Genomic DNA, 13932 nt, shown 5'->3' on the forward strand with positions numbered 1-13932 from the left:
CCAAATAATACTTATAAATTTATCAGGAGCATAAACATGTTTAAGAACCTTTTTGCTAACCTGCAAAAAGTTGGTAAGGCTCTGATGCTTCCAGTATCAGTTTTACCAGTTGCAGGTATTTTATTAGGTGTGGGTGCTGCCCATCTAAGCTTTATTCCAGAGATCGTTTCTAATCTTATGGAACAAGCTGGTGGTTCAGTATTCGGCCAAATGGCACTTCTATTTGCAGTAGGTGTAGCTCTAGGCTTCACTAACAACGACGGTGTTGCAGGTCTTGCAGCTATCGTTGGTTACGGCATCATGACGGCAACGCTAGGTGTAATGGCGGGCGTTATGGGTGTTGAGAAAATCGATACAGGTGTACTAGGTGGTATCCTTGTCGGTGGTGTGGCTGCTTGGGCATTCAACCGTTTCTTCAAAATCCAACTTCCAGAGTACCTTGGCTTCTTCGCTGGTAAGCGCGCAGTGCCAATCATCACTGGTTTTGCTGCGATCATCCTAGGTGTTATCCTTTCTGTTATCTGGCCACCAATTGGCGGTGCAATTTCTGCATTCTCTGATTGGGCTGCACACCAAAACCCACAGCTAGCATTCGGTATCTACGGTGTTGTTGAGCGTTCTCTAATCCCATTCGGTCTACACCACGTATGGAACGTACCGTTCTTCTTCGAAGCAGGTTCTTGTGTTAACGCTGCCGGTGAAGCTCAAAATGGTGTACTAACTTGTTACCTAGTTGCTGATGAAGCATCTCGTGCTGCTGGTAATGGCTTCGGTCAGCTAGCGGGTGGTTACATGTTCAAGATGTTCGGTCTACCAGCTGCAGCAATCGCAATTGCTCATTGTGCTAAACCAGAAAACCGTGCAAAAGTAATGGGTATCATGGCGTCAGCTGCACTGACTTCATTCCTAACTGGTATTACTGAGCCAATCGAATTCTCATTCCTATTCGTTGCTCCACTACTATACGGTATCCACGCTCTACTAGCTGGTTCTGCATACATCGTTTCGAACACTCTAGGCTTTGTACACGGTACTTCTTTCTCTCACGGTCTGATCGACTTCCTAGTTCTATCTGGTAACGCTCAGAAGATGGTGCTAATGATTGCCGTTGGTCTAGTTTACGCAGTAATTTACTACGTAGTGTTCCGTGGTGTAATCACAGCGCTTGACCTAAAAACACCTGGCCGTGAAGATGAAACGGAAAGTGCAGCTGTAACTTCTGGCTCTGATATGGGCGGTGAACTGGTTGCAGCGTTTGGCGGTAAAGCTAACATTACTGGTCTAGATGCATGTATCACACGTCTACGTGTAGCAGTTGCAGATACAGCAGCTGTTGACCAAGACAAGCTAAAACAACTAGGCGCTGCTGGTGTTGTAGTTGTAGCTGGTGGTGTACAGGCTATCTTCGGTACTAAGTCTGATAACCTAAAAACTGAAATGGATGAGTGGATTCGTAACCACGGTTAATCGCAGTCATTCATAGTAATGCATAAAAGGAGGCTTCGGCCTCCTTTTTTAGTTCCTATTTTATTAACTGACAGTTCCTTTTTAGTGTGATCCTAAACTCATCTTTACTTTTGTCAGCTTTTTCATACATCGAGCTTACCCATCGTTGACATATTGATATGCCATTATGTTTGAATAGCGAATAATGTTTTTTTGAATAATTGATAACGTGTATGAAGAACAAATTCATTTTAGTTTTGGGACTAGTTTCTAGTACGGCAATGGCGGCAAGCGAACCAACGGATCTATCAGTTGGTATGGCTGTCGATCAACAATTAAGTGTTGTTGTAGAGTTAGATAACAAATATCGTGGCATTATCGGAAACGATGGTATGGCGTTTGATTACATCGCTAAGCGTGGAACATTCGATCAAAACATGCCTGTGACTTGGTATGTCGGCGTTGGTGGCTGGTATGAATGGGATGACGAGTTTGGTGTGAGAGTACCACTTGGTGTGAACTGGGATTTATCACGCGGCTGGGACCTTTATGGTCAAATACACCCAGAGCTAGATCTTTACAAAGGTGCTGACTTGCAACTTGGCGGCGCCGTTGGCATCAAGTACAGTTTCTAGAATTGAACTAATGTATGTACAAAAAACGCCGGTAACTACCGGCGTTTTTTTATATGGAACTTAACGTTCTATTGTTTATCCATGGCTCGCTTGATGCAAACGGCAGCGCCGCCCCAAGTGATACCTAAACCAATAACCATCATAATAATTGCGCTGATTGTCATTTTGCTGTCTCCTTGCGGTTCACTGCGTTGATCACTAGACCAAAGATAAAGAGTGCGGCGATAAGTGCCCAGCCTAAAGTTAGATCATAGCCACCGTAGCCTTCAGTAATTAGGGCGTATAGCTTGGTCGCTAAGATAATGGCGAGCATGATTGGTGTAACGAAGCGTAAGCAGATCTCGAACCATTGACCAACAGAGAAATCAGAGCGCTCGTTAACGTAATTACGTACTTCTGGCACGCGCTTCAATAGCCACGCCATCAAGACAATCTCAACCAGACCACCAACCATGATGCCAACGTTGTTTGCAAAGTGGTCTACTAGATCGAGTAGCAGCAGACCGCCATTGGTAGCAAACGCCATAGAGACAACGAAGCCAATACCAATCACAACATTTGCAGCTTTTTTACGGCTCCACTTCAGCTTGTCGATAATGGCTGAAGTTACGGCTTCCATAATTGAAATATGCGAACTTAGACCAGCAACCACCAGTGCAAAGAAGAACAGTGGACCAAGAATATATGGGGCAGGTAGTAGGTTAATTGCCGCAGGTAAAGTAACAAAAGCCAAGCCAACGCCTGCAGATACCACCTCTGTTAACGGCTTACCTTGCTCTTGAGCCATGTAACCCAATACTGAGAAGATCATGATGCCGGCTAGGATCGAGAAGCCACAGTTGATCAACACGGTCATAAACGCGTTATTCGTTATGTCTGACTTTTCTGGTAGGTAGCTAGAGTAAGCTAGCATGATGGCGAAGCCGATACTTAGCGTAAAAAAGATCTGACCATATGCCGCTGCCCATACTTTCACATCCCAAATTTTGCTGAAATCGGGTTCGAACATGTAGTTCACGCCATCTAGAGCTCCTGGCAAGAAAATCATACGTCCGATTAAGAAAATCACCATCAAGAATAGGATTGGCATCATAATTTTAGATGCTCGTTCAATTCCTGATTTCACGCCTTTGGCAATGGCGGTGTAAGTAATTGCCCAAGCAATTACCATGGATAAAGCAATCTTCCATTGAATACTGCCTAAGTCTGTTGGTGAGTTGTCACCTAGCTTTAGGTATTCACTAAAGAAAAATGCGTTGGTATCGGTTCCCCAACCTTGAGTGAACGACAACCCAAAGTAAGAAATCGACCAACCGATAACAGCCACATAGTAAACGGCAATAACTGCAGCCACACCAACTTGGAACCAGCCAAGCCATTCAAATTTAGAATGAATTTTCGCAAGTGTTTTTGGTGCCGAGCCTCGGTATTTTTGTCCCATACTGAACTCAAGGATCATAAATGGAATACCGGCAGTGATCATGGCAAAAATGTAAGGAATAAAAAATGCGCCGCCACCGTTTTCATAGGCCATGTATGGGAAACGCCAAATGTTTCCCAAACCGATAGCAGACCCAACTGCTGCTAAGATGAATCCCGCCCGGGATCCCCATTGTTCTCGCTTCATATTTGACTCCTATAAGACTCCCTGAGGAATGAAGCTCTCTACGTAACACAGTAATAATTGCGCAAACAGTTGGAAGAAAGGGCCGCTGTTATCCATCAGCTTTTCTATCCTTAATTCTAACTTCTTATAATTTTATAGAGCTATATTCTGGCTACTGTAAGAGAAAGTAGATTATTAATCTTAAAAAATTGATGTGTGTTTGATAAAACTGAAATATTTATCTGTTTTCACTGATCAGACTAACTTCTAATAATACTTAGCGCAATAGAATCTAAATGTTAATTCAGATGCGTTGTCTGGTTTTAATCTTGTTAAATTTGAGTTTGATTGTGGTTTTGTGTGGTTGGTTGGTTGTTTGTCTGGAATAAATAACTGGGATCTAGTAATTGCTTTGGTGTTTAAGACTATTTTGATGAATTAGGGCGTACGGCTATCTTTTGTGCACCTATCTAGATGATGCTTCGTTACTTTGCCAAACAATGGTGTTTAGACGATGTCCTTTATCGGCTCTGTGCAGGACTCGTTCAGCGTTCTTTGTGACGAGCCCTACAGAGGAACATGCATAAAAATTAGAAGCGGAAACTAAAACCAACATTTGATTGGAATTGGTTCATCCAATCAGTATCGAACTTAATGATACAGTTTGAGCCGTCATTAGGTAGAGTACAGGCGCCAGATGTATCGTTATCAACGACCGTTCCTAACCATCTCAGTTGGGCTGTTAACGCAAAGTTCTTTGAAAATTCATATTCCAGCCCTGCAAAAGCGCTAGCCGAAAATCCGTATTTTTTGTCTACCCAATCCACATCGGCATAAGAAGCGCCCAAACCTACACCGATATAGGTTTGCCAATTTTCTGCGACAGGATAGTACATGCTGCTTTGGAAGTGCAGATAATGGATATCTGCCGAGTTGGACAGCTTTTCAAGTTCCGTCGACTGATTGGAGTAAAACAATCCGATCCTTCCTTTTTCTAAGGGAGTCTCGACTGAAAGAGCGTAATTCACTGCGGGGTCGAGATCGTATTTATTACCACTTTCATCCTCTACTTGGCCGCCTCCTGTATAGCCTATGTATGGCGTAACGATGATATTCGCTTGTGCATTGATAGCAGTACTCATCATCATGATTCCTACTAGCCAGCTGAGTTTTTGGTTCATGCCCTATCTCCTTATTATGACTAAGCTAATTGTGATGGGTTAGTCAAAATTGCGCGACTAAATTAAGCAAATCTTGAACATATTTCACACCGGTGTTATTAATTTGTTACATATTAAGGAGGTGTTTATGGAACACGATCTAAAATCCGCATTAATCATTGTGGTGACTGTTTTTGCAGTGCTTTTGTCATTTGGCATCATTGCTATTACAACAGCTTAAGATAACCACTTTTACCAAACGATTTAACAAAATGGCGTGAGCCTATGATACGTAACAGCGGTATAATCACAGAAAGCCATGCAGAGCTTGATGTAAAAGTTTATGAGCACTTTAGGCATGGTAAAACTGCTTTAGTCACGCAAGGTGGAGGGCAGAGAGGGATTTTTACCGCTGGCGTTTTAGACGCCTTTTTACTTTCCAACTTCGATCCTTTCGATGAGTTCTATGGCACCTCTGCCGGAGCACTTAACTTATGTTCTTACTTGTGTCGTCAACATGGCATGGGCAAAGCTTTTATTACCGAGCTGACAACGTCTCCTGAATTTTTTAATCTGTTTCGCTATATCCGAAAGCAGCAGTACTTAGGTTTAGAGTGGGCATTAGAACGGATTCAAGATTTCCCATACAAGCTTGACCTTGATTTAGGTCGTAGTGCATTGGGAAAACGAGGAGCGTTTGCTGCGGTAACGAATATAGAGACGCTATCAGATCAATATCTACCAATCTTGGATGACTCGTGGTTTAACACTATGCTAGCGACATGTGCGATTCCCAAGTTGTACCACGGACCTGTCGACGTAAATGGCAATAAGTTTGTTGATGGCGGCGTGTCTGCCTCTATCCCTGTTCAAGAAGCGTGGCGTCAGAATGCTCGCAACATTATTGTCATTCGCACAGAGCCGTTTTCAGAGATTGAAGCGAGAGCCCAAAGTGAAGTGGGGGATGTGCCTGTTGAATGGTATCGAGAGTCTATCAACTCAGTACAGCAATCATGGCAGCAAAAAGTGAATCAGTGGAAGCTGGATTGGGCGTCGTTCTTCCAACAAAAAATTAATGCAGCACATCAATCGAAGCTTGCAGGGAAAATGCTGTTAAATGGAGGTCGTTGGTTGTTCGGTGCCGATAACTTGTATCGTTTAAGTCATCTGATTGGTGAGAATTTTGATTCAGGTTTAGCCGACATGCTGATGATTCATTATCAAACATTTGAGCTCACTCAGGCCTTTATATCTGCTCCACCTGACGACACTTTTATTTTACAAGTTGCGCCTAAAGAGGGACTTCGTTCTTCTTCTTTGTTAAGTGACCAAGAGTCACTAGAGCATGACTATCAACTTGGGCTTCAAGCTGGGTTTAACCTAGTTCAACTCTATGACCAGCTGGATGTTGAAATTGATGGTAGAGAGAGTGCATAAACCTTCTTACGTTCACGATGTGCGCAATATACAAAGCATATAAATAAGGCTCCATTTTCGGAGCCTTATTTGCGGGTTCTTGTGGTTAACTCCGGTTAGGTATAACGACTACGCTTGTAGAATGCGCATGCAGTTGGTTGAGCCAACAACATCCATTACATCGCCTTGAGTAATAATGACTAAATCACCTTTGTGCAAGAACCCTTGCTCTTTAAGGCTAGTAATAGCTGCTTGAGCCGTTGGTAAACCCGCATCACTTTTTGACTCGAAATATACAGGTGTCACGCCTCGGTATAATGCTGCTCGATTTAGTGTCGATTCATTCCGTGATAAGGCAAATATTGGCAAGCCAGAGCTTAAGCGAGACATCATCAACGCAGTCCTGCCGGACTCAGTTAATGAGATCATCGCTTTAATTCCTTCCATGTGATTCGCAGAGTACATGGTTGCCATTGCGATGGTTTCTTCAGCGGTTTCGAAGGTTCTATCTAAGCGATAAGTAGATAGACTTGCCTCCGACATTTTTTCTGCCCCCACACATACTTCGGCCATGGATTTGACCGTTTCTACAGGATATTTACCTGCAGCAGTCTCTCCAGACAGCATCACCGCGTCAGTGCCGTCTAGAACCGCATTGGCCACATCCATCACTTCAGCACGCGTTGGCATTGGGCTAGTAATCATGGACTCCATCATTTGTGTCGCAGTAATCACGATACGGTTTAAACTGCGTGCGCGGCGAATCAGTTTTTTCTGGACACCTATGAGCTCAGGGTCACCGATTTCTACACCAAGGTCACCACGTGCAACCATCACTACATCGGATGCGAGAATAATGTCGTCAATAGACTCATTGGTCGCGACGGTTTCTGCTCGTTCGACTTTAGCCACTAACATGGCTTCAAGGCCAGCATCTCTAGCTAAGCGTCGAGCGTAATGCATGTCTTCGCCGTTACGCGGGAATGAAATAGCAAGGTAGTCTACTTGAATTGCTGCGGCGGTAAGAATGTCGGCTTTATCTTTCTCTGTGAGCGCATCCGCTGACAATCCGCCGCCTTTTTTGTTGATCCCTTTATTGTTGGACAGTGGACCACCGACAATCACACGGGTATGAACTTTATTACTCTCTACTTTAGTAACTTGCAGCTGAACGCGTCCATCATCGAGTAATAAAATGTCATTTGGTGAAACATCTTGCGGCAGTTCTTTATAATCTAACCCTACAGATTCTTGATTGCCTTCACCTTTTGGTAAATCACTATCTAATGTGAATTTATCGCCCACATTCAAAATGACTTGGCCGTCTTTAAACGTTGATACACGGATTTTAGGGCCTTGTAAGTCACCAAGAATTGCAACCTGACGCCCAAGTCTTGCTGCAATGGTACGGACTTTATTCGCACGTTGAATGTGGTCTTCACTGGTTCCATGTGAAAAATTCATACGGACAACGTTTGCACCGGCTTTGATGATCTCCTCAAGTATATTGTCCTTATCCGTTGAAGGACCCAGCGTAGTGACAATTTTTGTTCGTCTTAATTTGGAAGTCATAGATTCTCCGATGAATGTGTGTGTAAAGGTAACTTGAACTCTATCCTTACTTTACGCAGTCGCTCTCAAGGTTAGCCTCGTTGCTGAGCCCACACCTTAAAGCTACTTGAATATAAGTATATGCACAGAATGTTTACATTAAGAGTAACCCCGGTAAAACAGACAGATATTCGACAGGCAATGGCCTTATTGATAAAAATACGCTGCTTTAAAGGCATTACTTCATAATTTAGTGAATAAAAATAAGTTATTTTTCAAACAATTTAACAGGAGTAGATTCTTCGTTATTTGATTGAATACACAAACAAACAGGTTTATACGTGATGCTTGTCACGGGGATTTATTAATTCACTTCACAATTAGTTCGCAAAGTAAAAAAATTGTCCCGTTATAGAATTTCGGAGTGCAAGATGTACATGGCTCAACCGGGCCATATTGATCATATCAAACAGGTCAATGCTGGTCGTGTATATAAACTAATTGACCTAAAAGGTCCTATTTCTCGAATTGATTTGTCCAAGCAGAGTGAGCTTGCTCCTGCTAGTATCACCAAAATCACTCGAGAATTAATTGAAGCGCACTTGATTCATGAAACGACAGTACAAGAAGCGACGAGTCGTGGTCGACCTGCTGTCGGTTTGCAGGTCAATAATGAAGGCTGGCAATTTTTGTCAATGCGTTTGGGGCGGGGTTATTTAACCATTGCTTTGCATGAGTTAGGCGGTGATGTACTGATCGATACTAAAATCGAGATACACGAGCTTGATCAAGACGATGTGCTTGAGCGCCTGCTTTACGAAATTGATGAATTCTTTCAGACTTACGCGGATCAACTTGATCGTGTTACCAGTATTGCCCTTACGCTGCCTGGTCTCGTGAACTCAGAGCAAGGTGTCGTTTTGCAGATGCCTCATTACAATGTCGAAAATCTTGCTCTTGGACCAGAGATATACAAAGCAACGGGCTTGCCAGTTTTCATTGCCAATGACACGCGAGCTTGGGCATTAGCAGAAAAGCTTTTTGGTCATTCTCAAGATAATGACAACTCCGTTCTTATCTCTATCCACCACGGTTTAGGTGCGGGCATCATTCTGGATGGGCGCGTTTTGCAAGGCCGTCACGGTAACATTGGTGAACTCGGGCATATTCAAATTGACCCAAATGGAAAACGTTGTCATTGCGGCAATATTGGCTGTTTGGAAACCGTTGCCAGTTCTCAAGCAATTCGTGAAGAAGTCGTAAGACGAATCGCTGATGGCGAAGACTCTATTCTTGCTAAACAAGAAGAAATGAGTATTGAGAGCATTTGTGAAGCCGCTGCAAACGGTGATCCTTTGGCCGTCGATGTGATTGAAAAACTTGGACGCTACTTAGGCTCTGCAATTGCTATTGTGATCAACTTATTTAACCCTGAGAAAATCTTGATCGGTGGTGTGATTAACCAAGCAAAAGATGTGCTTTATCCTGCGGTTCGTCGCTGTATCGAAGAGCAGAGTTTACCTGTTTATCACCAAGATCTTGAGCTGGTGGAGTCTCGTTTCTATAAGCAAGCCACAATGCCTGGTGCCGCGTTGATTAAGCAAGCGTTGTACGATGGTCAACTATTGATGAAGGTTGTGGAAGGTTAAGTACTTTTTAACATGATGATGTGCCTGGCTGTTGAGACTGCATTTGTAGGTGATTTAGGGTGAGACTTAACGGCTCACCCTTTTTGATCGCCTATTACTAGAAAGGGAATTTGAGTTATGTTGCATTGCTATATCTGCGCCATTCATGTAATTTCCTAAAAAGCTCAAGTAAATAAACAAAATGGCTTTCAATGTGCTGCGTGACTTTGCGTCTGATGCAAAGAGAAGTAATACGCTAAAACTGTTGTACTTTAAAGCTGTGCTCGAAAAGCCAAATATTTTAAGGTTATTTGGTTATATAACCTTGCTGTGTCTGTACTGATTTCGAGTAAAATAAGAATTATCCATAATTTAGGTAGTAGTATGTCCGGAGTGTTAAATACGGTTGACCAGCGTACAAACTTGGTTGGTGAAAATCGACTAGAGCTTCTGCTGTTCACTTTAAATAGTCGCCAATTATTTGCGATTAATGTGTTCAAAGTGAAAGAGGTCATCAAGCTTCCACCGTTAACCAAGCTCCCTGGATCGCACTACAATATTCGTGGGGTTGCTTCTCTACGAGGTGAAGCGGTACCAGTGATTGATTTACGAGGCGCAATTGGTTTTCCTGCTTTACGTGGTGAAGCGGAAGAAGAAAATTTGATCGTGACAGAGTACAACCGCACGGTGCAGGGCTTCTTAGTCGGTCCGGTTAAAAACATTATTAATACGGCATGGACTGAAATTCAGCCGCCTCCTTCCACGTCTGGTCGCTCGAATTACCTCACGGCTATCACGCAAATCAAAGAGGGGGATGCCTCTCAAATTGTCGAAATTATTGACGTTGAAAAAGTTTTAGCAGAGATCGTGCATTACGACGTGACTATTTCGGAGGACATTCTCGATCAAGAACTGGCCCAAGCAATGGTCGGGCGTAATGTTCTGATTGTGGATGATTCCTCTACAGCTCGTAATCAAGTTCGCGATACGCTTTCTCAATTGGGTATGAATATCATCGAGTGTCGTGACGGGCTAGAAGCGTTAACGGTTTTAAAACGTTGGTGTGATGAAGGTAAAGATGTAGAAAAAGAGCTGTTGATGATGATTACGGATGCTGAAATGCCTGAAATGGACGGTTATAAACTGACCCATGAAGTGCGCCAAGATCCACGTATGTCTAAGTTGTTTATCACATTGAACACTTCTCTGAGCGGTAGTTTTAATGAAGCCATGGTACAAAAAGTAGGCTGTGATCGCTTTATATCTAAATTCCAACCGGATCTGCTGGTAGAAGTTGCTCAAGACCGATTACGCCAGATGCTTTCTAAAAGTGCATGATTAGATCTAGTGAAATCAGAGGGAGCGCACCTCTCTCTGATTTTTAACATCTCTCTCCTTAATTCCTCTGTACTAATGGAAATCCCGAGATTTACTTTGTAGATTGTTCAAGTAGTGCGTGCAATCAATCAACTTGCCAGCAATAACGTGCGTGACTTCTCCCTCTCTTTCAAGAATGCCTTTCACCATTAATACTTTAGCGCCTAAATACGCTTGCTTTTGGGCTCGTGCTGTCGCTTGCCAAACGACCACATTAATGTTGCCCGTGTCATCTTCTAGCGTAAAAAATGTCACGCCAGCGGCGGTGCCTGGAGATTGTCTTCCTGTTACCACGCCTACCACTGTGACCAGTGACTTATGCGGCTTCTCTGCCAGTTGCATCATGCGAGTAAAGTGAGGGAGTTTGCCCGTTTCTTCTAATAATTTAATTGGATGGCGGCTAAGAGATAGTCCCGTGCTTGCGTAATCCTCAATTAAATTTTCATATTCAGAGGGTTGAGTCTGGTAGCTAACATTGGGTTCTTCGACCTTGTGAAACAATGGTAGGTCAGATAAGGAATCCATTGCTGCCCAGCGAGCGTTATAACGATTCCCCGATAAGGCCTGAAATGCATTGGCTGAAGCCAATAATTCAATGTCACTTCGGCTTCTTAATATCTGCTTTACTTCTTGAATCGTTCGGTAACCATTAAGTGGTTTGCGCTCAATAAGCCTTTGTGCGCTTTCTGCGTTAAAGCCTTTCACCAAGCGAAAACCAAGTTGCACGCCGAGCCTGCCATTCGGACGTGAGACGAGATGATGCTGATATTTTGAATGATTGACGCACACCGGCAATACTTCGATGCCATGTCGGCGAGCATCTTGTACTAATTGCGATGGGCTATAAAATCCCATTGGTTGGCTGTTCAATAATGCAGTGTAAAATTCGGCTGGGTAATAATATTTTAACCATGCAGAACAATATGCCAGCACTGCGAAAGACGCTGAATGACTTTCAGGGAAGCCGTACTCACCAAAGCCGCAAATCTGATCGAAAATGCGCTCAGCAAACGCTAAGTCATAACCTCTCTCTTGCATACCATTGATCAGTTTTGGTCTGAATTTAGCGAGATCGCCATTCTTTTTCCATGATGCCATCGCTCGACGGAGTTGATCGGCCTCGCCGCCGCTAAACCCTGCGGCTACCATGGCTAGCTTGATGACTTGCTCTTGGAAAATAGGGACGCCCATAGTCCGCTCCAGAACGCTTTTTACTTCTTCCGATGGATAACTGACAGGCTCTTTGTGATCTCGTCGTTTTAAAAAAGGATGCACCATATCACCCTGAATAGGGCCTGGACGAACAATTGCAATTTGAATCACTAAGTCGTAATAACAAGCAGGCTTTAGGCGAGGAAGCATGCTCATTTGTGCACGAGATTCAATTTGGAATACGCCTATCGTGTCAGCTTTTTGGATCATGCGGTACACGTGTGGATCATCTTGTCGGCGAGTGATCTCGGAAATCGAGAGGGATCGCTGGTGATGTTTCTCGACCAGTTGAAAGCACTTTTTGATGGCGTTTAACATGCCGAGTGCGAGTACATCGACTTTTAGTAGCTTCAAGCTTTCTAAATCGTCTTTATCCCATTGAATGATAGTGCGATCTTCCATCGAGGCATTTTCAACAGGTACCAACTCATATAAAGGGCCAGATGAAATTACAAAGCCACCTACGTGCTGAGATAAATGGCGTGGGAAGCCAATGATCTCGTTGACCAATTGGATAAACTGCTGCCCTTTGAGAGATTCTGGTTGTAAGCCAAGTTCAATAATTTGAGCTTGCCAGCCTTGGCTGCGATCTCGGCGATTAACGTTCTTAATGAAAAAATCTAATTGGGTCTCTTCAATCCCTAGTGCTTTACCGACTTCACGCACGGCACTTTTAAAGCGATAGCTGATCACTGTTGCAGCAAGTGCTGCACGCTCACGACCATATTTTTTGTAAATATACTGGATAACTTCTTCACGGCGCTCGTGTTCAAAGTCCACATCAATATCCGGCGGTTCCTTACGTTCTTTACTGATAAATCGTTCGAATAAGACAGCGATTTGTCGAGGATCGACGGCGGTAATTTCCAGGCAATAACACACTACAGAGTTTGCAGCGGAACCTCGCCCTTGGTAAAGAATACCTTGCTGTTTCGCAAACATTACGATGTCGTGAATAGTAAGGAAGTAGTAGTGGTATTTAAGCTCTTGAATAAGCGCCAGTTCATTCTCGATGGTTTGATTGACTTCTGCTGGCACGCCTTCAGGAAAACGCAGCTTTTTACCACGTTCGACCAACATACGTAAGTAAGAGTCGGGTGTATAACCATCTGGGATCAGCTCGGTAGGATATTCGTATTTTAAATCGGAGAGCTTAAACTCGCATAAATCGGCGATGTAAGTACTTTCTTCCAGCCATTCTGGTTTGTAAATCCGAATCAACTTTTTAAAAGGACGAAGCGCTCGCTCAGTATTCGAAATACGGTCAAAACCGAGTTTATCGACGCTACACCCATGTTTTATAGCAGTAAGTACATGCTGTAATGGCAAGCGTTCAACGTCATGCATGAGAACGCCTCCGCAGGCAGTTATAGGTAATTGAAATTCATGTGCTAACTGCTCGCAGTGCGCAATGTACTCAGTATCGTTGTTACTCAAATGGCGCTGAATCGCTACCCACAAACGATTAGCGTGGTGTTGATTGAGCCAGCGCCCCCAATAGTGATCACTCTCTTGATGTGTGGGCAGCCACAATACCAAACAATGTCGAACCGACATCAAATCCCATTCGAACAGTTGATAGTTGCCTTTTTCACTGCGTCTTCTTGCGTTTGTGATGATACGACACAACTCGGCATAAGCCTTGCGACAAGGGCAAAGCAGTACGATTTGGCATTCATCATTTAACCAAAACATACTTCCAACGATTTGTTTGATATCGAGTTTATGTTGTTCGATGGTCGCATGGGCTTTGACAACGCCCGCGACTGAACATTCATCCGTTATAGCTAGAGCTTGATAGCGATAGAAAGCAGCTTGGAGTACCAGCTCTTCTGCATGAGAAGCTCCAGTCAAAAAAGAGAAGTTAGACTGACAAAATAGTTCCGCGTAACTCATAATGA

General features: G+C 43.5%; 11 protein-coding genes. 6 read left to right on the plus strand and 5 right to left on the minus strand.

Features of this window, described 5'->3' with window-relative positions:
- Positions 1-36 precede the first annotated feature (36 nt).
- Both ptsG and R7Z77_RS03040 read left to right on the plus strand, forming a co-directional pair.
- Complete coding sequence (gene ptsG / locus R7Z77_RS03035) at positions 37-1467, plus strand: PTS glucose transporter subunit IIBC (RefSeq protein ID WP_005372959.1); 1431 nt, start codon at positions 37-39, stop codon at positions 1465-1467.
- A gap of 212 nt (positions 1468-1679) precedes the next feature.
- Positions 1680-2081, plus strand: coding sequence for a hypothetical protein (locus R7Z77_RS03040; protein ID WP_005372960.1), 402 nt, complete (start codon positions 1680-1682; stop codon positions 2079-2081).
- Between the two features lie 68 nt (positions 2082-2149).
- Here R7Z77_RS03040 and R7Z77_RS03045 read toward each other — a convergent pair whose 3' ends face one another.
- From R7Z77_RS03045 to R7Z77_RS03055, 3 genes are all read right to left on the minus strand, one after another.
- The gene (locus tag R7Z77_RS03045; RefSeq protein ID WP_005372963.1) at positions 2150-2245 is read right to left on the minus strand and encodes a MetS family NSS transporter small subunit; all 96 of its coding nucleotides are present in this window, start codon (positions 2243-2245) and stop codon (positions 2150-2152) included.
- The gene (locus R7Z77_RS03050) at positions 2242-3708 is read right to left on the minus strand and encodes a sodium-dependent transporter (RefSeq protein WP_005372966.1); all 1467 of its coding nucleotides are present in this window, start codon (positions 3706-3708) and stop codon (positions 2242-2244) included. Before R7Z77_RS03050 ends, R7Z77_RS03045 begins: the two co-directional genes overlap by 4 nt.
- A 569-nt stretch (positions 3709-4277) precedes the next feature.
- Positions 4278-4868 carry an outer membrane protein gene (locus R7Z77_RS03055; RefSeq protein WP_053306612.1) on the minus strand — a complete coding sequence of 197 codons (591 nt, stop codon included), beginning with the start codon at positions 4866-4868 and terminating at the stop codon, positions 4278-4280.
- Positions 4869-4995: 127 nt separating this feature from the next.
- Between R7Z77_RS03055 and R7Z77_RS03060 the strand changes: the two genes are divergently transcribed.
- Together R7Z77_RS03060 and R7Z77_RS03065 are read left to right on the plus strand one after the other, a co-directional pair.
- Positions 4996-5088, plus strand: a complete 93-nt coding sequence (locus R7Z77_RS03060; protein ID WP_005372970.1) for a YnhF family membrane protein — start codon at positions 4996-4998, stop codon at positions 5086-5088.
- A gap of 44 nt (positions 5089-5132) precedes the next feature.
- On the plus strand, positions 5133-6284 hold the full coding sequence (locus R7Z77_RS03065) for a patatin family protein (RefSeq protein WP_005372971.1): 1152 nt from the start codon (positions 5133-5135) through the stop codon (positions 6282-6284).
- Between the two features lie 108 nt (positions 6285-6392).
- Here the strand turns inward: R7Z77_RS03065 and pyk are convergent, their stop codons facing one another.
- Positions 6393-7835: a pyruvate kinase gene (gene pyk, locus R7Z77_RS03070; protein ID WP_064354176.1), complete on the minus strand. Its 1443-nt coding sequence runs from the start codon at positions 7833-7835 to the stop codon at positions 6393-6395.
- A 410-nt stretch (positions 7836-8245) separates the two neighbouring features.
- Here pyk and R7Z77_RS03075 point away from each other — a divergent pair, with 410 nt between their 5' ends.
- Positions 8246-9463 (plus strand): ROK family protein, encoded by a 1218-nt coding sequence (locus tag R7Z77_RS03075; protein WP_005385828.1) that lies wholly within the window; start codon positions 8246-8248, stop codon positions 9461-9463.
- A 363-nt stretch (positions 9464-9826) separates the two neighbouring features.
- Positions 9827-10780 (plus strand): chemotaxis protein CheV, encoded by a 954-nt coding sequence (locus R7Z77_RS03080; RefSeq protein ID WP_005372976.1) that lies wholly within the window; start codon positions 9827-9829, stop codon positions 10778-10780.
- A gap of 72 nt (positions 10781-10852) precedes the next feature.
- On the opposite strand, the gene R7Z77_RS03085 is transcribed toward R7Z77_RS03080, so the two are convergent.
- Entirely contained in the window at positions 10853-13927 is a 3075-nt protein-coding gene (locus tag R7Z77_RS03085) for an error-prone DNA polymerase (protein WP_064354175.1), read from the minus strand.
- Positions 13928-13932 lie beyond the last annotated feature (5 nt).

Source organism: Vibrio sp. 1401 (genome assembly GCF_033340295.1).